19 protein-coding genes are annotated in these 21,199 nt (G+C 61.0%); 11 read left to right on the plus strand and 8 right to left on the minus strand.

All coding sequences use genetic code 11. From position 1 onward, the window contains the following. The first annotated feature begins 79 nt into the window (after positions 1–79). Complete coding sequence (locus tag NKH36_RS02935) at positions 80–1,000, plus strand: sugar kinase (RefSeq protein WP_352959889.1); 921 nt, start codon at positions 80–82, stop codon at positions 998–1,000. 165 nt (positions 1,001–1,165) lie between these two features. Here NKH36_RS02935 and NKH36_RS02940 read toward each other — a convergent pair whose 3' ends face one another. After that, the gene (locus NKH36_RS02940) at positions 1,166–2,200 is read right to left on the minus strand and encodes a class I SAM-dependent methyltransferase (protein WP_352959890.1); all 1,035 of its coding nucleotides are present in this window, start codon (positions 2,198–2,200) and stop codon (positions 1,166–1,168) included. 286 nt (positions 2,201–2,486) lie between these two features. Between NKH36_RS02940 and NKH36_RS02945 the strand changes: the two genes are divergently transcribed. The 3 genes from NKH36_RS02945 to NKH36_RS02955 all read left to right on the plus strand — a co-directional run bounded on the left by NKH36_RS02945 (position 2,487) and on the right by NKH36_RS02955 (position 7,263). Next, positions 2,487–4,508, plus strand: coding sequence for a putative bifunctional diguanylate cyclase/phosphodiesterase (locus tag NKH36_RS02945; RefSeq protein WP_352960625.1), 2,022 nt, complete (start codon positions 2,487–2,489; stop codon positions 4,506–4,508). A 419-nt stretch (positions 4,509–4,927) separates the two neighbouring features. Further along, on the plus strand, positions 4,928–6,055 hold the full coding sequence (locus NKH36_RS02950; RefSeq protein WP_352959891.1) for a multicopper oxidase domain-containing protein: 1,128 nt from the start codon (positions 4,928–4,930) through the stop codon (positions 6,053–6,055). Beyond that, a complete protein-coding gene (locus NKH36_RS02955; protein ID WP_352959892.1) occupies positions 6,052–7,263 on the plus strand; it encodes a ZIP family metal transporter in 1,212 nt (403 codons plus the stop codon). The genes NKH36_RS02950 and NKH36_RS02955 overlap by 4 nt, the downstream gene beginning before the upstream one ends. Before the next feature lie 271 nt (positions 7,264–7,534). Here the strand turns inward: NKH36_RS02955 and NKH36_RS02960 are convergent, their stop codons facing one another. After that, on the minus strand, positions 7,535–8,323 hold the full coding sequence (locus tag NKH36_RS02960; RefSeq protein ID WP_352959894.1) for a DUF899 domain-containing protein: 789 nt from the start codon (positions 8,321–8,323) through the stop codon (positions 7,535–7,537). A gap of 451 nt (positions 8,324–8,774) precedes the next feature. Between NKH36_RS02960 and NKH36_RS02965 the strand changes: the two genes are divergently transcribed. From NKH36_RS02965 to NKH36_RS02975, 3 genes are read left to right on the plus strand one after another with little or no spacing between them, the layout of a single operon-like run. Then, a complete protein-coding gene (locus tag NKH36_RS02965) occupies positions 8,775–9,800 on the plus strand; it encodes an ABC transporter substrate-binding protein (protein WP_352959895.1) in 1,026 nt (341 codons plus the stop codon). 2 nt (positions 9,801–9,802) lie between these two features. Continuing rightward, positions 9,803–12,085, plus strand: a complete 2,283-nt coding sequence (locus NKH36_RS02970; protein ID WP_352959897.1) for an ABC transporter permease — start codon at positions 9,803–9,805, stop codon at positions 12,083–12,085. Then, on the plus strand, positions 12,086–13,162 hold the full coding sequence (locus NKH36_RS02975) for an ABC transporter ATP-binding protein (protein WP_352959898.1): 1,077 nt from the start codon (positions 12,086–12,088) through the stop codon (positions 13,160–13,162). It begins immediately after the preceding gene. On the opposite strand, the gene NKH36_RS02980 is transcribed toward NKH36_RS02975, so the two are convergent. From NKH36_RS02980 to NKH36_RS03005, 6 genes are all read right to left on the minus strand, one after another. Then, entirely contained in the window at positions 13,152–13,922 is a 771-nt protein-coding gene (locus NKH36_RS02980; protein WP_352960627.1) for an inositol monophosphatase family protein, read from the minus strand. The genes NKH36_RS02975 and NKH36_RS02980 overlap by 11 nt on opposite strands. 110 nt (positions 13,923–14,032) lie before the next feature. Continuing rightward, a complete protein-coding gene (locus tag NKH36_RS02985) occupies positions 14,033–14,605 on the minus strand; it encodes a histidine phosphatase family protein (RefSeq protein WP_352959899.1) in 573 nt (190 codons plus the stop codon). A gap of 19 nt (positions 14,606–14,624) precedes the next feature. Further along, positions 14,625–15,656 (minus strand): aldose epimerase family protein, encoded by a 1,032-nt coding sequence (locus tag NKH36_RS02990; protein WP_352959900.1) that lies wholly within the window; start codon positions 15,654–15,656, stop codon positions 14,625–14,627. An 85-nt stretch (positions 15,657–15,741) separates the two neighbouring features. Continuing rightward, positions 15,742–17,199 (minus strand): NAD-dependent succinate-semialdehyde dehydrogenase, encoded by a 1,458-nt coding sequence (locus tag NKH36_RS02995; RefSeq protein ID WP_352959901.1) that lies wholly within the window; start codon positions 17,197–17,199, stop codon positions 15,742–15,744. 341 nt (positions 17,200–17,540) lie between these two features. Further along, on the minus strand, positions 17,541–18,488 hold the full coding sequence (locus NKH36_RS03000) for an AEC family transporter (protein ID WP_352959902.1): 948 nt from the start codon (positions 18,486–18,488) through the stop codon (positions 17,541–17,543). Between the two features lie 400 nt (positions 18,489–18,888). Continuing rightward, positions 18,889–19,077, minus strand: a complete 189-nt coding sequence (locus tag NKH36_RS03005; RefSeq protein WP_352959903.1) for a hypothetical protein — start codon at positions 19,075–19,077, stop codon at positions 18,889–18,891. 60 nt (positions 19,078–19,137) lie between these two features. Here NKH36_RS03005 and NKH36_RS03010 point away from each other — a divergent pair, with 60 nt between their 5' ends. From NKH36_RS03010 to NKH36_RS03025, 4 genes are all read left to right on the plus strand, one after another. After that, a complete protein-coding gene (locus NKH36_RS03010; protein WP_352959905.1) occupies positions 19,138–19,386 on the plus strand; it encodes a helix-turn-helix domain-containing protein in 249 nt (82 codons plus the stop codon). A 181-nt stretch (positions 19,387–19,567) separates the two neighbouring features. Continuing rightward, the gene (locus NKH36_RS03015; protein WP_352959906.1) at positions 19,568–19,753 is read left to right on the plus strand and encodes a hypothetical protein; all 186 of its coding nucleotides are present in this window, start codon (positions 19,568–19,570) and stop codon (positions 19,751–19,753) included. 322 nt (positions 19,754–20,075) lie between these two features. Then, complete coding sequence (locus NKH36_RS03020) at positions 20,076–20,384, plus strand: hypothetical protein (protein WP_352959908.1); 309 nt, start codon at positions 20,076–20,078, stop codon at positions 20,382–20,384. A gap of 396 nt (positions 20,385–20,780) precedes the next feature. Beyond that, positions 20,781–20,972, plus strand: a complete 192-nt coding sequence (locus tag NKH36_RS03025; protein ID WP_352959909.1) for a hypothetical protein — start codon at positions 20,781–20,783, stop codon at positions 20,970–20,972. The last annotated feature ends 227 nt before the right edge of the window (positions 20,973–21,199 follow it).

Here is a 21,199-nt window from a genome sequence, read left to right on the forward strand (position 1 = left end):
CGGGTCTTGGTTTTGTGCATGTCGTTATCCCAAAACCGCTGCGCAAGGTTTTGGGCGACATGGACCAGGAGAGAGATTCATGACAGGAAACGGCGTCGCCTCGATCGGTGAATGCATGCTCGAACTTTCAGGCCAGGCGGGGCCGAACTGGCGCATGGGTTTTGCCGGCGACACGTTCAACACACTGTGGGCGCTGCATGCGCTGAGCGGCGATCGGCCGGCGACCTATGTGTCGGCCTTCGGCGACGACCCGTTCTCGCGCGACCAGATCGGTTTCTTCGCGCAAAACGGCATCGGCATCGGCGCCAGCCCGATCATATCAGGCGCCCGGCCGGGCCTCTATGCGATCACGCTGACCGGAGCCGAACGCTCCTTCACCTACTGGCGCGGCGATGCGGCCGCAAGGCAGCTTGCCTCCGACGCGGCTGCCTTGGCGAAAAGCCTTGAAAATCAGGCGCTTGTTTACTTTTCCGGAATCACTTTGGCAATTCTGGACGACGCCGCGCGCAAGGCATTGCTGGCGGCGGTGGCCAAGGCGCGCGCCGCCGGCTCACTTGTCGCCTTCGATCCTAACTACCGGCCACGGCTGTGGCACCGGCGCGAGGAAGCACAAGCCGCGATCCTCGATGCCCTGGCAGTCACCGATATCGCGCTGCCGACCTTTCCCGACGAGCAGATGCTGTTCGGCGACGCAGCGCCGCAAGCAACCGCGGAAAGGCTGGGAAAGCTGGTTGGCGAAGTCGCCGTCAAGAATGGCGAGGAGCCGGCGCTGATCGCCGCAAACGGAACCCGGCTACCCGTTCCGGCCGTGCACGTCGCCGCCCCCGTCGATACGACCGGCGCCGGCGATTCCTTCAATGGCGCCTATCTCGCCGCCCGGCTTGCCGGCCATGTCCCGACTGAGGCGGTACTGCGCGCGCATCGCGTCGCCGCGGCCGTCGTGCAGGTGCGCGGCGCGCTGGCGCCATTCGAGACGTTAAGGGCGGCGTTCGAAGATTAATGCATGTCGCGCAAAAGTGCGCAGCGGTTTTGCGATAACGACATGCATAAAAACAAGAACTTAAAGCGTTGCATGAATCCATTTATACACGACGCGCTTTAGGATCAAAACGCGATCAAACTGGCTGCCGCCAACGGCCGACAAGCTTGCAGCCCAAGGCGGTCGCTATCCGCGCTTTTCGATGACGGCGTACAGGACGTTGCGGTTCTCGCCAAAGAACACTTGCGCCTCGACGGTGTTTCGGTCGACACTGGCATTGATGATGTTCCACATATCGACCTCCGACCGCAGCAGCAACACCCAGTTCATGAACGTCTCCCGGTAGCCGGCGTCAGGGTTGCCCTCTGCGTAGTTCGCGAAGAGGAATGTCCCGTTCGGCTTCAACATCTGCAGGCAGGTTTTCGTGAGCTTCACGGCGACGTTGTGCGCAAGGTAGTCGTAAAGGCCGGAGGCGTAGATGAAGTCGAACTTGCCAAGCTTGTGGCCCCGCGTGAGCATGGTTCGTACCGAACCGTCGATGGCCTCTACCGCGGTGCCCTGGAAGTCGCGCGTGATCAATCCAACGCTCTGAGGATCCTGATCGAGCGCAACCCAGCGCTTGAGACGGCCCTCCTGTAAGGCGGTCGAGCGATTGGCCTCCCTTAAATGGCCGGCCGCAATCGCCAGGACCTCGGCTTCGGGTCCATTGCTGGTCGCAATCTCATCGACATAACGGGTTAAAAGATCGCGTCGTTCCCGTGCCGCGACACACGACGGTACATCCTTGGTATGGCTATAGAGGGCCTTGCCGATTTCCGAGGCGTTTGCCACGCTCTCGGCCACGTGCGGATCACAATAGATATAGTCGAGCAACTGTGCGTCGCCAGAATAACCTCTGGGCTTGTCATGGGACCACCGCGTGAGCGGATCCTCAAGAAAGTACTCCAGGACCGGGTGGTTCTGCACTACCGGTATCAATGCTTGCCAAACGCCTGGATGAACCTTGGTACGCGTTGCCTCGAGATACGACATCAGACGACGAATGATCTCCGCGGGATCCTTTCGCTGCTCGATTTGCTGGTGTGTCGTGTGGAGAATGAGCGCAAGCTCTACGCGAGCAGTTTCGAAGGCTTCGCTATGGGGCGCGAGCTTTCCTCGAGGGAGGCTGGCGGCGATCATCTCGGCAGTAATCAGACTTTTGCCATCAAGGATGGTTGCCACCACATAACCCCATAGTTACAATTAGCTAGATATTAGTTAGATATTGCGTAAAATTTTACCTTTGCCAAGCCACATCGCCGGCATTTTAGCGGTGTCGTTAATTTCCCGCCAACCATGCTGGTTCTTTGGGCGCCTTGCGGGTGGGATTCCGGATACGAGTTAACGAAAACCTATTTGCGCGACTGCATATTGTTTGCGAGGCGCCGCAATCGCTGTCGCGCCTGAGGAGTCGGCCGGCGTGGGGGCAGAAGCTAGAAATGAGTTCGGAATACAAAGCCCCGTTCAAATGGGGTTTGTGGTGACGAACGAATTCGCGTCATCCGCGTTGGCCGATATAGCCCATACGGAACCGCTTGAACTGCGCTACGAGCCGCGGTCCGACGAGCTCCGCAACCTCTACCGAGAGGAAGGCCAAGCGAAGCGAAGGATGGACGCCAGGCCAGGGCTTTGGATCGCCGTTGCCATCTATCTGCTGTTTTCGGCAACGGATCTGCTGCTGATTCCGGATGTGGCACTCTATACGATCATGGCACGCTTCGCGGTCGGAGTGACTGCACTCTTGATCTTGGAGGCACAACTTCGCCGGGGTGTCGGAACGGAATGGATTGACGTCACTTGCGCCGGAGCCATCATCTTTGGCTATGTTGGCTGGCTGTGCCCAGCGGTTATGGGTGCAGACAAGGAAAGCGTCTCTTACTACATGGTCTTCGGCACCATCTTCATGATGAGCGCCAATCTCTTCTTCACGTTTAAGTTCAGTCTATCTATTGTGACATCTACAATAATTTTAGTAATACTGTATGCCGTAAACTACTTTGTGCCTTCAACATTAATGTACAAACTGGTATTTGGAACCTTTTACATTTCATGCTTCACATTTACGTCTTACGTTAACTGGAAACTGAACGAGGAGCGCTACAACGTCTTCCTGAATGCCCTTGAAGCCAAAATCCAGCACAAGGAAGCCACCGAGCGCGGACAGGCGCTATTGAATCTGTCGAGAACCGATCCGCTTACGGGTCTGGAGAATCGGCGGGCGATTGACGAGAAGCTGCGGGACTACTGGAGCGATTGGCAAAGGTCTGGCAGCAGTTTTGTGGCCATCCTCATCGACGTGGACTTCTTCAAAAGGTTCAATGACTATTACGGACATCAAGAAGGCGACCGCTGCCTGATTCTTGTCGCCAATGCCCTTGCCGATATGATTAAGCAGTACAACGGCTCAATCGGCCGCTACGGCGGTGAGGAATTCATTGTCCTGGCTCGCATGGAGAAAAGAGAACAGGTCACAGACATTGCCGAAGCCATTCGAAGCACGGTGGAGAACCTCGCGCTTCCCCACGAGCAGCGCAGAGACGGCATCTCGGTTGTGACGGTGAGCGTTGGCGCTGCATTCACCAGGCCGCAGACTGGCGCCAAGCTGGAAAAGATCATCCACGAGGCCGATCGCGCGCTCTATCTGGCAAAAGCAGGCGGTCGAAATTGTACCTGGCTGTTCGATCCAAACGATCCCCAGAGCAGCGACGAGAGCGAGAATATCGCGGCTTTGCTGAAGATTGCGATCGGCCAGGATCTCGTTTCACTCGTTTATCAGCCTATCCAGAATGTCGCGTCGGGCCGAGTTGAAGCCGTCGAGGCTCTGATGCGCCTCAAAATGCTGGACGGTACATCGGTGCCGCCGAGCCTGTTCATTCCCGTCGCGGAGCGAACTGGCGCGGTCCTGGCGCTCGGGCGCTGGGCGATAAGGACAGTGTGCACTGAGCTTCTGGCGGACGATCACGTCCGTGTCGTCAGCGTCAACGTCTCTCCGATTCAGCTCAAGACGCCCGGCTTCGCAACCTCTGTTGCGGCGATTTTGAGCGAGACTGGCGTAGCCGGCAGCAGGCTGGCCCTGGAAATCACCGAAGGGCTGGAGATGGAGATGCACTCCGACGTTCTCCGCTGCATCAGCGACCTGAAACTGCTAGGGATCAGGATATGGCTCGATGACTTCGGGACGGGCTTCGCCGGCCTGTCATGGCTTCGTCTGATCGATTTCGATACGGTGAAGATCGACCGCTCGTTTCTGCATGACTGCGGCACCCCGAGGGGCAAGGCGATGCTGCAGGACATTATCGCCCTGGTCCGAAATCGCGGTCACAAAATCTTGCTGGAAGGCGTCGAAACCGACGAGCAGATGGCCCTTATACGCGAATTTGACATAGATAAAATCCAAGGCTTCCACGTCGGCCGTCCCGCTCCCGCCGCCAGTTTCCGGGCGAGACCGATCACCTACAAACGCCCATTTTCGGTCGTTAAGTCCGCATGAATAGCGGCGGAGCGATCTGCGCTCCTGCAAGCCGTCGCCGCCGCGCTTTCCTCAGCAATGGTCCAGCGGCTGACCTAGAATCTTGCCGTTTGAAATCGGCCGGCGGGAACGAGCACAGGCGCCATTAGCGGTCGTTGCTGACCCTCTCATTCAATGTCGGCAGTTTCGTGGGGAAGCCGTCGTTCCAGGTCCGTCTTAGTGCTTTGCTCAACGTGGCCAGCGGTCGACTTCGCCAACAGGAGCATCAATGTGAGTCGCGATGCGAAGTGGTTTGGTCCCGTTGGTTGCTTGTAGGAGCAAATTCGCACCACATCAATTTGCCGACGGCCCCCCCGAATAGATGCGGTTGCGAGTCGATTGCGAAACAATCCGTTTAATGCTAATGCAAATCATTCTCATTTGCATTTGTGGTGGCGATTATGTCCGAAGTCAGCGCTTGGTTCCGCGAAAAGATCAGCAGGCGTGGGCTGCTGTGGGGCGGCCTCGCGGCGGCCGGAGGCTCGGCGATAGCGGGAACGGCGGCCGGCCAATCGGCCCATTCCGGCCATGGGGCGGCGTCGGCCGCGGGCGCTGCACCGCCTCCAGGGCATTTGGCCGCACACGGATCGATGATCACCGTCGGAGACGTGGACAACGAGCGCAACGGTTTCGATCCTTCCCGGATGGTGACGGACTGGGAAACGGGCTCGGTGTCGACGCTTCCCGACGGACGAATCCTTCGGACTTTCGAGATCGAGGCGGTTGACAAGGAAATCGAAATCGCGCCGGGGATCATGTTCCCGGCCTGGACCTACAACGGGCGGGTGCCCGGGCCTGCGCTCAGGGCTACCGAAGGCGAGCACCTGCGGATGGTATTCCGCAACTCCGGCTCGCATCCCCACTCTATGCACTTCCACGGCATCCATGCCGCAAGGATGGACGGCGTACCCGGTGCAGGCTTGATCGATCCGGGAGAAGAATTCGTCTACGAGTTCGATGCCAGGCCCTTCGGCTGCCATCTCTATCACTGCCATGCGCTGCCCCTGAAGCGGCATATCCACAAGGGCATGTACGGCCTTTTCGTCATTGACCCGGATCCGGCCCGCCATCCGGAGCTTGCCGATGTCGCCCGTTCCCGCTTGCTCGGCACGCCCGAGAACGCCGAATGGCAGGAATTCGCCATGGTGATGAACGGCTTCGACACCAACTTCGACAACGGGAACGAAGTCTATGCGGTGAATACCGTCGCACACGCGTACATGAAGCGGCCGATCAGGATCGTCCGCAACCGCCCAGTCCGCATCTATCTGGCCAATGTCGTCGAGTTCGATCCCATCAACTCGTTCCACTTGCACGCCAACTTCTTCGACTATTTCGAACAGGGGACGACGCTCACGCCGACCTTGAGGACGGTCGACTTGATCACTCAGGTGCAGGCGCAGCGCGGAATCCTCGAGTTTACCTACAAGGATCACGAGACCGGTCTCTACATGTTCCACCCGCATCAGTCGGAGTTCACCGAACTCGGCTGGACGGGCATGTTCGACGTGGTGGAGGCGATCGCATGAACGAGGTCTCGCACATCGCCGCCGCCGACCCGACCGCTCCCGCCGGCTCCGGAAAATCGCGCGCCGCGTTGCTGTGGCTGATCCTGCCGCTGGCCGCCCTCGGCCTGGCGATCACCTGGCTGCTGGTCTCTGACCCGCTCAGAAACTTCGGGAACGGCGCTCCGCCTGTGGAGAGCCTGACTTTCGAGCGGACGATCCTTTCCTCCGACGGCATCCGCGTCCTCGTCCGCGCCGGCGGCTCGGAGCGGATGACAATCGCCCAGGTCCAGGTTGACGACGCATACTGGCAGTTCACGCAGGAACCCGCAGGACCGCTCGGCCGCGGCGCTACGGCATGGATCCACCTGCCCTTCCCTTGGGTGCTGGGGGAGGCGCATGCCATCAACATTGTCACCAATACCGGGGCGACGTTCGAACACGAGATCGCAGTCGCTGTGCCGACCCCGACACGGGACGCAGGGAACCTTGCTTCCCAGGCGCTGCTCGGTGTCTTAGTCGGCCTCGTTCCGGTCGCCATCGGAATGATGTTTTATCCGGTGCTGCGCGGGGTCGGCCGCAACGGCATGAATTTCCTGCTCGCCCTGACTGTCGGCCTGCTGGCGTTTCTGTTAGTCGACGCCACGGCTGAAGCTTTCGAACTGGCGGCCGAGTCCGCCGCAATATTCCAGGGACAGGCGATGGTCGTCCTCGCAGCCGCTGCGAGTTTCCTCCTGCTGATGGCGGTCGGCCGCCGGGACGGAGTGCCGACCGGACTTGCGCTCGCCACCTTCATCGCGCTCGGCATCGGCCTGCACAATCTTGGCGAGGGGCTGGCCATCGGCGCTGCGTTCGCGGCAGGCGCCGCCGGATTGGGCACTTTCCTGGTGTTGGGGTTCATGCTGCACAACATCACCGAAGGCATCGGCATTTCCGCGCCAATGCTGAAGAAGCGCCCGCCTCTGTGGACCTTCGTCGGCTTGGCGCTTCTGGCGGGCGGTCCCGCCGTCATCGGACTTTGGATCGGAAGCCTGGCCTATGCGCCGCAGTGGTCGGCGCTGGCTCTCGCCGTCGGAGCGGGAGCCATTCTGCAGGTCATCGTCGAGGTCACTGCGTACCTGATGAGGTCGGACGGCAGAGGCCCGGCGGCGCTTACCGCGCCAGCCACGATGGCGGGGTTGGCGGCAGGCGTTTCGTTCATGTATGTGACCGCTATGCTCGTCAAAGTCTGATCTGCCGCGGCGACAGCTCCGGTCGCTCCTGCCGGATTGTCGCCTGTGAACTGCGGGCGCGGCGATCGGTTGCGGCAAATAAAAAAGGTCGGCTTGGGTCCAACGTGCGTCGCCCCGGCTACCCGGCGTCAATCGACCGACAACCTTGCCGTTTGAGTCGGCCGGCGAGCACAGAGCGCCGGTTCCGGACATTCGCGACGCTCCTCGTAGCGGAGCTTCGACCCTCAGACCGACCGCCGCCGCCCGTCGGATCCACCGGACCAGGCCTGGCTCATTGCTTCGTGCTCGCCTCCCGGAACGCCGCCTCTCCGGCATCCGACACCTCGGCCCACTTCTTGTCGGCCGCTGGATCCGCGGCGTAGCTGTCGTGCCAGTTCCACCACTTGTAGGTCGGGGTCTGGGGATAGCCCTCGGGCGAGTCCTCCCAGACCTCCTGCCGGCCCAGCGGGGTGATGTCGAGATAGTTCCAGGTGCTCCCCATTTGCTCGTCGCCGCGGTTGTTGATGAAATAGGTGCGGAACACGCGGTCGCCGTCGCGGATGAACACGTTGTGGCCGTGCCACTCGTCCACGCCGAAGTCGGCGTCGAAGCTGTCGGTGAGCGTGTACCACGGCATGTCCCAGCCCATCCGCGCCTTCAGCCGCGCGATATCAGCCTGCGGCGCACGCGAGACGAAGACAAGGGTGGTGTCACGGGCGTTCAGGTGGGCGACGTGGGCGACCTGGTCGGCCACCAGGGAGCAGCCGCGGCAGGCGTGGTCGGGCCAGCCGAACACTCCCGGCTCGAAGAAGGCGCGGTAGACGATCAGCTGACGCCGGCCGTCGAACAGGTCGAGCAGGCTGACCTTTCCGTCAGGCCCTTCGAAAGCATACGTCTTCTCCACCGCCATCCACGGCATCCGCCGCCGCTCGGCGGCCAGCGCGTCACGGGCGCGGGTCTGGGCCTTTTCCTTCACGAGCAGCTGCTCGCGGGCCGCCTCCCACTCCTGCGGCGGCACCACCGGCGGTGTGCGCATGGCAGGCTGTCCGCTATTCCGTCCGCGTTCGGCCGATGAAGTCATGGCTTTGATACCTCCTGATCTGGGCGAATTCCCGCCTCATGGCTGAAGCGGGGTTCCATTCGCTGCTCATCGCTCGTTGTTGGGCATGAGGTAGTTTGGCACCGGAAAGCGAAAAGTGGGAGTAACAAGTGTGGCGCTATTCCGATGGAGCGCCGATTGCGACTCTCGTCGACAACGCCCGCCCTTCCCGTGCTTCGGTGACTGCTGCCATCTTTCCGCTCATGCCTTCATCGGACAGCCTTTCGGCACGATGAAGCGGTTGGTCGTGTTGGAGGGGAACGGAACTGCCGCAACGTGCCTGATCGGTTTCCCTTCTTCGCCACGCGACGATCCGCTGTTCCGGCCGCCGCCGACTCGATTTGCAAATTGGCACAAAAGCTCCCAATCTGGTCGCCGCCGCAGCAAAGCTTGATACTTGTTATACGGCGAAACAATGGGAGGAAATTCGCACATGAAAAAGACCTGTGTCCGTTTGGCGGCAACGGCAGTAATGCTCGTCTCTGCCGCCAGCTCGGCTTACGCCGACAGCCTCACCCTCTATTGCGCCGCCGACGAGGCCTGGTGCCAGCAAATCAAGACTAGCTTCGAGGAAAAGACTGGCATCACTGTCGATATGACCCGCAAGAGCTCAGGCGAGACATATGCCCAGGTGCGCGCCGAGGCCGGAAACCCCAAGGGCGACGTCTGGTGGGGCGGCACCGGCGATCCTCATCTCCAGGCCGCCGAGGAAGGACTGACCGAGGAATATATGTCTCCGATGCGCGGCGAACTGCACGATTGGGCGATCAAGCAGGCGGAAGCCGCCGATAACAAGACGGTCGGCGTTTACTCCGGTGCGCTCGGCTTCGGCTATAACAAGGATCTGTTGGCCAAGAGCAACCTGCCGGAGCCGAAATGTTGGGCCGATCTGACCAAGCCGGAATACAAGGGCCACATCCAGATGGCCAACCCGAACTCATCGGGCACCGCCTATACAATGCTCGCGACGATGGTTCAGCTGATGGGCGAGGACAAGGGTTTTGAGTACCTGAAGGCGCTCCACGCCAACATCAACCAGTACACCAAGTCCGGTTCCGCTCCGATTAAGGCCGCGGGTCTCGGCGAAACGACCATCGGCATCGTTTTCATGCATGATGCGGTGACGCAGACGGCAGCCGGCTTCCCGATCGTCACGGTCGCGCCCTGCGAAGGCACCGGCTATGAGATCGGCTCGATGTCGCTGATCAAGGGCGCCCGCAACCCGGAAGCGGCAAAGCAGTTCTACGACTGGGCGCTGACCGCAGAGATGCAGTCGAAGGCCAAGGACGTGAAGTCGTTCCAGTTGCCTTCGAACAAGAACGCCACAGCGTCCGAATTGTCGCCTGACCTGTCGACCATCAAGCTCATCGACTACGATTTCAAGAAGTATGGATCGAGTGCCGAGCGCAAGCGCCTGCTGCAGAAGTGGGATATGGAGGTCTCGACCCTGCCGCAGTGATCATGCGCGTCCGCACTGCCACGAGCGCGCTTCACCCGACCGTCGTCCTGTGGACGGCGGTCGGTTTGGTAGGCTATGCGCTGCTACCTTGGTACGGGTTGGACAGCAATCTCTTCACTCTGTCCTGGCTGCTGGACGGCTATCCGCTTGACGATGATGTAGCGCCGGCGCTTTTTCTTGTGCTGCAAGGCGACAAACTCTGGCTCGCGCCCATCGGCCCGCTGCTTCTCGCGCCGCTCCTGCTATGGGGGCGGCGCAAGTCCGATCCTTTCTTTGGCTATTTGCTGATCGCCGTCGGCGCGACCGGCGTCGCCTATTTCCTGCTTCAAGGTTTCGGCATTGGCCTGCGTGGCTTCCAGTGGCAATGGCTGACCTCGCTCTTTGGCGAGCTTGACGACCGCCAATTCGGCATGGGCTGGGGAGCACTGCTGGTAGGCTGCGCGTTCTTGTTCCTGTTCACCCTCGGGCTTGCGGCGCGCGGCGCGGTCGCCGGCGACGAATTCGTCGCCGCCTCGATCGGCTTCGTTGTCGCTGTTGTCGCCATCTTCATCTTCATGCCGATCAGTCAAATGCTGGGGAGCGCGCTGCTCACGCAAGAGGGCGACTATTCGCTTCCCGTCTTCCTCGCGAAACTCTCCAGCGACCGGCTCTGGAGCCTCGGCTGCCTCACCGGTGGCCCGCGCTGCGGCGTCGCCTGGAATTCGCTCCTTCTCGCCGTGCTCGTCGGCGTGACGACCACCGCGCTCGGCCTTGTCTTTGCCCTGGTGGTGACCCGTACCGGCTTTCGCTACGGCGCGCTGTTGCGCGCGCTGACCGTGCTGCCGATCATCACACCACCCTTCGTCATCGGCCTCGCCATCATCCTTCTGTTCGGCCTCTCGGGTGCCATCAATCTGGGTTTCGCCGAGCTGATCGGCGTCCAACCGACGCGATGGGTCTACGGCCTGCCTGGCCTGCTGATCGCCCAGGTGCTCGCTTTCACGCCGATCGCTTTTCTGGCGATGATCGGTGTGGTCGAGGGTGTGAGCCCATCCATGGAGGAGGCCGCGCAGACCCTGCGCGCCAATCGCTGGCAGACATTCATCACCGTCTCCCTGCCGTTGATGCGGCCGGGTCTGGCCAATGCCTTTCTGCTCGGCTTTATCGAGAGCATGGCTGATTTCGGCAATCCGCTGGTGCTGGGCGGCAATTTCGATGTGCTGTCCACCGAGATCTTCTTCGCCATCGTCGGCGCGCAATACGAGCAGGCGCAGGCGGCGATCCTCGCGCTCGTGCTCCTGTTCTTCACGCTCGGGGCGTTCTACGCCCAGCGATTCTGGCTTGGGAAGAAGTCCTACACGACCGTCTCCGGCAAAGGCGACGCCGGCGTTCACCCGCATCTGCCGGCAATGTTGCGCAACGTCGTCTTCGCGGTGGCCGCCGTCTGGACGCTTTTTACCTTGCTGATTTACGTGACGATCTTCTACGGCAGCTTCGTCAAGCTGTGGGGCGTCGATTTCTCTCTGACTTTTGAACACTACGTGACAGCGTTCTCCATCGGCTGGAACGAGTTCGGCATCCACTGGCGCGGCTCGGCCTGGAGTTCTTTCTGGACGACCATGGAAATAGCGATGATCTCCGCGCCGCTGACCGCGGCCATCGGACTCTTGACCGCCTATTTGCTGGTCCGCCAGGACTTTGCCGGCAAGGACACCTTCGAATTTGCAACGATGCTGTCCTTCGCCATTCCCGGCACGGTGATCGGCGTGTCCTATGTGATCGCGTTCAATGTGCCGCCGATCGAGCTCACCGGCACCGGCATCATCCTGGTGCTCTCCTTCATCTTCCGAAACATGCCGGTCGGAGTCCGCGCCGGCGTCGCGTCGATGTCGCAGATCGACCGCAGCCTCGACGAGTCGTCCCTCACTCTGGGGGCTAACTCCTGGCAGACCTTCCGCAAAGTGGTGCTGCCGCTGCTGCGGCCGGCCATCCTTGCCGCGCTGGTCTATTCCTTCGTTCGCGCCATGACCGCCATCAGCGCCATTATCTTTCTAGTCAGCGCCCAGTATGACATGTCGACCAGCTACATCGTCGGCCGCGTCGAGAATAACGAATATGGCGTCGCCATCGCTTATTCCGCCGTCCTGATCGGCGTCATGCTGGCGGTGATCGGTCTGATGCAGTTTGCCGTTGGCAGCCGCATGATCGGCCGGCGCGGTCTCGACGGCGATCTGGCGCAGTCGCGCACCAATGTCAGCCAGGCGGTCGTGGCGCGTCCACAGCCGGCGATCTCGGGAGGCGGATGAATGGCCGAAATTCGCGGTAATGCCGCCTCAGTCGAATTCAGGAATGTCACCAAGATCTACGGCAAGAGCAAGGCGCCCGCCGTCAACGACATCTCGCTGTTCATCGAAGCCGGGAAGCTGGTCACCCTCCTTGGACCGTCGGGCTGCGGCAAGACGACCACCTTGCGCATGATAGCCGGCCTGGAAATGGTAACGAGCGGCCAGATCCTGATCGGGGGCGCCGACGTCACCCGGCTGCCGGCTACTGATCGTGATGTCTCCATGGTGTTTCAATCCTACGCGCTTTTCCCGCACATGACCGTGACCCAGAACGTCGAATACGGCCTGGGCTTTTCCGGCTTTGGCAGGAAGGAGACGGGCGAGAGGGCCAGAGCCGGGCTTGAACTGGTCGGCCTCTCCAATTTCGGCGACCGCCTGCCGAGCCAGCTTTCGGGCGGGCAGCAACAGCGTGTCGCGGTGGCGCGGGCGCTGGTTCTGGAGCCGCAGGTGCTGCTCTTCGACGAGCCTTTGTCGAACCTGGATGCCAAGCTCCGCCGGCGCGTGCGCGAGGAAATCCGCGAGATTCAGCAGAAACTCGGCCTGACGGTCGTCTATGTCACCCACGACCAGGAGGAAGCGCTCGCCGTGTCCGATCGCATCATTGTCATGAACAATGCGGTGATTGCCCAAGACGGCACGCCACGCGACCTCTATGAGCAGCCCGCGAATGCTTTCGTGGCCGACTTCATCGGCGAAGCCAACATGTTCCAATGCGAGGTCGTGTCGGTCGAGGGCGACAGCGCCACCGTGCATCTGGGACCTGCCGTCCTGAAGCTGCCGGCTCGCGGCCGCAAACCGGGGCCGGCCAAGCTGGCGGCGCGACCGAGCCGCCTCGAGATTGGCGAGCCGAATGCGCCTGGCGCCTTGCCCGGCACGCTTGAGAAAGTGACCTATGTCGGCAGCCACCTCGAGTTCGTAATTGCCACGGAATTCGGCGAAGTCTTCGTGGTCTCGCCGGATGTCGATACCGCGTTTGGAGCGGGGCAGCCGGTGAGCATCGGCTTTCCCAAACGCGGACCAGTGCTGATCACAGACTGAACGCCTCTTTGCAGAGCGCGTGGACCTTATCGAACACGCCCTTGCCGCCCGCGATGACCAGTGTTCCTTCCTCGAGAACCGTTTTCGGGTCGGGCGGGACGACCAATCCGCCGGCCTCTTCGACCAGAAGCATGCCGGCGAGGCAGTCCCAAGCGTTCATATGCTCCTCGACATAGGCGAGCAGCCTGCCCGAGGCGACGTAGGCAAGCATAAGCGCACCCGATGCATTACGGAAAAACACGCCGCCCTCCTGAAGCAGGAGATCGATCAGTTTGGCGACGGTGCGCGCTTCACGACGATTGGAGAAGCCGGTTCCGACCGAGCCTTGCGTCAGGCTCGTCGTCGGGCTTGTCTTGATGGGCCGGTCGTTGAGGAAAGCTCCGCCGCCGCGGCGTCCATAAAATGTCTCGCCGGTAGAGGGTTCATGGATAACGCCCACGACCGCCACACCCTCCTTGACGCAGGCGATGACGACGGTCCAGGCCGGGATGCCGCGCAGAAAGTTGGCAGTGCCGTCGATTGGATCTATCACCCATGTGTAACCCGATCCGCCCGCGAGTGCGGCGTGTTCCTCTCCGATAACACCGTCTTCAGGATACTGTGTCGCAAGCTCCCGGCGGATGAACGTCTCGACATTCCGGTCGGCCTCGGAGACCAGGTCCTGATGACCCTTGCTCTCGATTGTGAGTGTCTCCAGTTGTCGGAAATATTGCAGGCCGAGCTCGCCGCCGCGCCGCGCCAGCGCGGTCGCAAACAGCATCCGATCGTTATCGTCACCATTCACGCAGTTAATTCCGTCATTGTTTCTGCTTCCATTCGTTCCCTGGCTCTTTGTATTAAAGGTCCCAATTCTGCAGGGAAAGGTTGAGGTTAACGCTCGGCGATCGGCTGCCATTCGTGGATGATCTTGCAACCTGGCAAGTCGAAAGCGAAGAAATGCCCTTGGAACGGTTGATCCCGACTGCGCGAAACCGGCGCATTCAGCAGCTTGCAAAGCAAGAGCGTGCCAACGCCGCCATGCGAGATGAAAGCAATATCGCCGTCGTGATGGGTCGCAAGAACGCGAAACACGGCCCTCGCTACGCGATCCTGGGCATCGAGCGCGCGCTCCCATCCGCAAACGCTCTCATGTGGATTGGCGAAGAAGGCGTCAGCAACTCGTTCGAAATCGACCGGTGGAAGGAAACCGGTCGCGGAGCGGTCGTTCTCGCCAAGGTGCGCATCCACTTGGACGGGCAAACCAAATCCCGCCGCCAGCAGGCCAGCCGCTTCAATAGCCTTGGCCTCGGAGCTCGACCAGATGGACGTCAGGCCGGACAGCACCGCACAGCCCGCGAAAGCCCTCATTCGGGTGACGCCGCGGTCCGAAAGCCGCCAGGCTGGAACTGGCATGGCGGGATCAACGGAAACTTCCGGGTGAGTGATAAAGAAGGCCGTCGGCATGCCGTTGCAGCTCCGTGCGTCAGGCGCCAGGCAATCGGAACCGGTATTCCGTCACATGGTGGTAGATCTGGCCCGGCCATAGCGTGGCTTGCGGGAAATACGGCCGGTTCGGCGCGTCCGGCCAGACCTGCGGCTCCAGGCAGAAGCCCGAAAAAGCCTTGTAATGACGTCCCTCGAGCCCCGGCGAAGGCGGCGCCAAATACTGGCCGGTATAGAGCTGGACGCCCGGTTCCGTGGTCCAGAGCTCCATCTCGACGCCGGAATTCGCGCCCTGCGCCCATGACGCCAGCTTGAGCGGTCCGCGCATCGCAGCAAGGCAGAAATTCTGGTCGTAGGGGAGCTGCTTGCCCTCGCTCTCCATGCGCAGCGGCCGCGCCTGGCGGAAATCGAACGGCGTGCCGTCGACCGGCTTCACGACGCCGGTCGGAATCAGGTCGCCATCGACCGGAAGGTAGGCGCCGGCGTTCAGCATCAGCCGGTGGTCGAGGATGTCGCCGGCGCCGCCGTCATCCAGGTTGAAATAGGAATGCTGGGTGAGATTGCACAGCGTCGGCTCTTCGCAGGTGGCGGTCATCTCGACACTGAGCGTGCCGGGGATTTTCAGCCTATAGGTGCAGGTCACGTCGAGTGCGCCGGGAAAGCCCATCGAGCCGTCGGGATCATGCAGCGTCAGCGTGACAAAATCCTTGCCATGCAGCGAAACCTCCCACGGCCGGTGGGAAAAACCTTGCGAGCCGCCATGCAGCGTGTGCTTGTCGAGGAAGTTGCGCTCGGTCTGGTAACGCTGGCCGGCGATGGTGAAGCGGCCATCGCGGATGCGGTTGGCGTAGCGTCCGACGACGGCGCCAAAGAAGGCGGTATCCGTTTCATAGGGCTCAAAATTGCTATAGCCGAGCACCAGCGGCGCCTCGTGGTCGGCCAGGCGCAGATCCTGGATGATGGCGCCCAGCCCGATGATGTTGGCGGTGAGGCCGCCGCCGCGGATGGTGAAGCGGCGGACGGCGTCGCCCGCTTGCGTCGTGCCGAAGACCTCGCCATCCTTCATCGCCATGCCCGAAACGCCAGTTGGTTAATCGATTCCCGCCTGGCCTCTCGGGCCGGCTTGGGTCCATTGACAGTCAACAGACCCTGCCCAATCAGAGGCCGAGGCCGCCGATGCAGACATATTTGGTGTCGAGATAATCCTCGATGCCCTGATGTCCGCCTTCCTTGCCGAGGCCCGATTCCTTGACGCCGCCGAACGGTGCCTCAGGCGTGGTGATGAGGCCTTCATTGACGCCGACCATGCCGTATTTCAGCCCTTCCATGACCCGGAAGGCGCGGCCGAGATCGCCGGTGTAGAAATAGCAGGCGAGGCCGAATTCGGTGTCGTTTGCGAGTGCCACGGCTTCCTCTTCGGTTTCGAACTTGAACACCGGCGCGACCGGGCCAAAGATCTCTTCCCTCATAAAGCGCATCTTCGGCGTCGCATCGGCGATCACCGTCGGCTGGAAGAACGAACCGCCGAGCGCATGGCGCTTGCCGCCGGCGACGACCTTGCCGCCCTTGGCGGTGGCGTCGGCGATCAGCTCCTCGACCTTTTCCACCGCCTTCTCGTCGATCAACGGCCCCTGCTGCACGCCGTCATCGAGGCCGGAACCGACCTTCAGCTCGTTGCTGGCGGCGGCGAGCTTTTCGACGAACTTGTCGTAGATGCCAGCCTGAACCAGGAAGCGGTTGGTGCAGACGCAGGTCTGGCCGGAATTGCGGTATTTGGCGGTGATCGCGCCGGTGACGGCACGCTCGAGGTCGGCGTCGTCGAAGACTAGGAACGGCGCGTTGCCGCCGAGCTCCATCGAGACCTTTTTGACGGTGACGGACGACTTCTGGATCAGGATCTTGCCGACCTCGGTCGAGCCGGTGAAGGTGATCTTCTTGACCAGCGGGTTGGCGCAGATCTCGTCGCCGATCTCACCGGCAGCGCCGGTCAGGATGTTGATGACGCCTTTGGGGAAGCCGACCTCCTCGGCGAGCGCCCCCCAGGCGAGGCCGGAATAAGGCGTCTGCGAGGCCGGTTTGACCACCGCGGTACAGCCGGCGGCAAGCGCTGGGCCGAGCTTGCGGGCCAGCATCGAGGACGGGAAATTCCACGGCGTGATGGCGGCGATGACGCCGACCGGCTCCTTGGTCACCAGGATGCGGCGGTCCGCCCAGGGCGACGGCACGACATCGCCATAGGTGCGGCGGCCTTCTTCGGCGAACCACAGAATGTAGGAGGCGGCCGAACCGATCTCGCCCTTCGATTCGAACAGCGACTTGCCCTGCTCGATGGTCAGCAGTTCGGCCAGCACATCCTGATTGTCCATCATCGCGTCATGCAGCTTGCGCAACAGCTTCGAACGCTCGAGCGCAGTGGTCTTGCGCCATGTCTTGAAAGCGGCGTCGGCGGCTTCGATGGCGCGGCGCGTCTCGACCTTGCCCGACTTCGGCACGGTGCCGATCTTGAGGCCGGTGGCCGGGTTGTTGACGTCGACCGTCTGGCCGCTGTCGGCCTGCACCCACTCGCCATTGATGAGATTGGCCTGGCGCATGAAATGGCTGGTTTTCTGAAGCATGGTCTAGCCTCCGTTCGGCGCGCTGACGGGCCGCTATCTGGATTTCTTTGGTGGGCGTGCGCAATGGCATCGATGCCGGCACGCCTGGAGCCACTGCTCTTTACCTAGGGCAAGCCCCGCAATCAATCGCAAGATGGCATATAGGGTTTGGGCCAGCTCAAGGCGAGGCCGATTTGCACCTCTGTTGGGCAACATTGCTGAGGGTGTGTTGAGATTCAGTCAGGCCGAGCCGAGAATGGTGGATTCCGAGAACCGGAACGGAGCGTACTTTTGGTACGTGAGTACCGGAAGCGCAGGAAACCGCCGTTCGCAGGCCGGCATCACCTGAATATCGACATACCCTATCCAAACACGTGGACCACCACCGTCAGCCAGAACGCCGTGGTGACGACCGCGCAGGCGGTGGCAATGGTCATCTGGTTCGATGCCAGTGCCTGGCCGGTGTTGAACTGCGTCGCAATCAGGTAGGAATTGACCCCGGATGGCAGCGCGGCCGCCACGACCGCCACCTTCGCCGACAGCGGCGGCAGGCCAAACAGCCAGACCAGGCCGAGTGCAACGGCCGGCATCAGCAACAGCTTCAGCGCCGACAGCGCCAGCGCCGGCCGCACGTTGCCGGAGATGCCGAAACGGCACAGGCCAAGCCCCATCGCAAACAACGCGACCGGTCCGGCGATGTTGGCCAACGCGTCGACCAGCCGCACGGCCAGCGCCGGTAATGGCAGGCCGGTGATACGCCATACCCATCCAGCCAGGATGCCGATGATCAGCGGATTGGAAAGCATCTTGTAAAGGAAGCGCCGGATGATGCGCAGCGGATGCACATGCTCGTCCCCGCGGCCAAAGATTTCAAACAGGATGATCGACGCCATGATCATCGTCGGCAGATGCACGGAAATCAGCAGCGACAGAACCTCGAATCCGCTTGGCCCGAACGTGCCGAGGACGAACGGGATGCCGAGCAGGACGAGATTGGAAAAAGCCGACGACACGCCGCCGACGACCCCGGCACGCGCGTCGCGCCCGAACACCCGCGTGATGACCAGATGACCCGCGGCCCACGTGACTGCCGCCGCCGCGAAATAGGCCCCCCAGAACGACCAGGGCGCGGCACCATGGAAATCGGCATTGACCATGGTGCGGAACAGAAGCAGCGGCATCGCCACCCCGACGGCGAATTCGGCGATGGCCTCGCCCGCCTCGGCCTTCAGATAGCCGGTGAGCCCGGCCAGATAGCCGAGCGCGACAAGGCCGAAGACAAAAAGGACGGTTTCGATGAGTGGAGACATTAAGTTTGTATATCGGCTTGAAATCTAACGATAATTGTTAGGAATGCGGCAGGCTTTCCAAAGCGTTTTCCTAAAACCTAGATGGCTATACCTATTACAATTGTGACCATCAAACACAACAACAACCCGCTCGAATGGGGTAACCCTTCGTATAGGGTGGCGATACCCTTGTGCAATTGCGGAATCGCATTGCTGCCGGTAGCCTCTAAATGTCGAGACATCGGCGACATTCAGGACGGCGAGCCATCTACTTCATTCTGGGATGCGCCGGCACCAAGCTCACCACGCATCCCCCAACCCGCTGCCTATTCCTCCCCAAGGGCAGCGGGCTTTTTATCGCTACAAAGAGACACGAAAAACCCCGCGCAAGGCGGGGCTTTGTCGTTGCGAGGCGGGACGGTCAGGCTGCGCAGCCATCGTAGACCGCGAACTTTTCTGCCGTCTCTGCCGCCATGCAATCGGCGAACGCATCCGCGGCCCATCGGCTGGGTGCTCGCCACCATTCCACCGGCCGATCCCGCTCATCCAAGCGAGCCACCATCGATCCTAAATATCTGCCGCGGGCTGGGTTAACCTTCTGCGCGCTCATTGCTCTGCTCCTCGTTGCGTTTGAGTCTAATGTCAGACATAATGTCCAACGTAAGCATCAATGTCAACAAGGAATCCAACGTTGGACATAAAGTCGTTTTCTCCCGGACAGTGCCGAGCAGCGAGAGCGCTTCTGGACATGGATCAGAATACTTTGGCCGCAGCAGCCGATGTTTCACGCGGGGTCATCATCGATTTCGAAAAGGAGCGACGGGTGCCAGGCAGAAACAACCTAGCCGCCATCCGAGCCGCCCTAGAAGCGGCAGGCGTGGAGTTCTTCAACGGCACGGGCGTGAAGTTGCGGGCATAGAAAAGCGCGCTCCAGTTACCACGCCAGAACGCGCCCTGACGTCGAAGCGTCAACGTCGGTTCTCGCTTACCAGCGCATCCGATCCGATGCGCCAGATGCAGAATAGATCGTTTTTGTGTGGGCAGCAACTCGACTTCCTCCCGTCCCCAGCGCATGCTGTTGACTGAAACGGGAGGGGACGATGGGAAAATTGATAACGATCGTGGGCGTATTAGAGATATTGGCCGGACTATCATTTTTCGGCGCGTCTAAATCGGCCATCCACGAAATTCTAGCCACAGCAGCCTTCGGCTTCGGAACGGTCACGTTCGCGCTCGGAGTCATTGTCGGGCAACTCGGTGCGCTCGGTCGGGCTACCAAAGGATGACCGACGGTCTGACCCACCAACGCCAGCCAATGGGCGTGGTCGGATTACTCTTCTTCGTCCTCGTCTAACTCTTTGGCTTCATCCCATCGAAGCAGCCATGCATAGCGCTGCGGCTTCCATGGTGGATATGGGCACGCTGAGCGCGGCATGCCTAGACAATAGGCGTCCACGCCTTCGTCTCGGGGGTCGGTCTCATGCTCTATGGCTGATTCCATGGTCATAATGGTGCATGATTCCTGCGTGCGCGCCTACCTGCTATGCGCTCAGTCCCGGTATATTAGCGACATCTTGACTAAAATGCTGCCCGCTCCAGACTCATGGAATGGCGCGGGGAATTGGGATTGGAGATCTGGTGGCGATCACGGCCACCGTTCGCAGGCGGGTCACTGAGGACCGCGTCAGCGTGTCCATTCCGAGCTACAACTTCCCGCATTCGATCCGCGATCATACGAAGGTGACGCAAGGCCAGCAGATCGAGCTCACCGGCGAGATCACGCGCATAGACGAGGAAGGCGGCAGGGTGACCATCGCCATGGGACCACTGGTGACGGTCGACGTCGACAAGATCAGGCTGGTGGAGAAATACCGGGCGCCGAAACGCAAGAAGCCGCTGCGCGACATGGTGGATTAACCACGCTTAGGACTTCCGTAATCGCGTACCTTCCGCCAGCCCTAACCTCTTGTTAGCTTTTCCAACGGCGGACCCCAATCCGCCAGGCCGGCGCCCATCAGGCAATCTACCCCAACGCCCCCAAGCGGCGCCGGCCACCTTTAAAGACTCCGAGGTTTGTCCACAAACTGCGCTCAAGTTGACCGATCGTATTAGCCAAAGCGAAAGTCATGTGATTTAAGGGCCGGAGGGATGTTTCTCGGAGGGAACCCATGCGTCGAAAAGACCGCACCATTTATTTTGCGAGTGTTTTGGCGTCGGCCGCTGGATTTATCCTGCTGATCGCGATCGTGCAAATGATCGCTTCGCTTTACTAGTTCATACTGACGGCATGAGGACTCGCGCCAGAATCCGTGGATGGATGAAAATTACATCTACGGCGAGCGCACCGGCCTGCAGCTCGTGCGCATGACGATCGAACTCGCCTGCCCTGCTGGCGTGTTGCCGAGCGAGGACGCGGTTTTGCTGCTCTATGGCCCCGAGCCTATCCATGAGGGCGAAGCCCTAGCAAAGGCAATCATTGAGACCGTCGAAAGGCTGAACCGCTGAACGCTACCCACCCGACATCGGCGCTTGGTGCGGGCGCTCCCAATCGGCAGGCCTGCCGTTCAAAAGGTTGAGCGTCCGTTTTATATCCCGGTGCAGTTCGTTGAGAGCATCGTAGTGCGACCGGAATGGCGTCAATGACAACTGCGCGTCCCGTATTTCTTTTGTCAGCAACCAGGCTTGGCGTTCGATTCTCGCGAGGTGGAATTCGCAAATCGTTTCATGACGTC

Source organism: Mesorhizobium sp. M1312 (genome assembly GCF_040318115.1).
Lineage (GTDB): Bacteria > Pseudomonadota > Alphaproteobacteria > Rhizobiales > Rhizobiaceae > Mesorhizobium.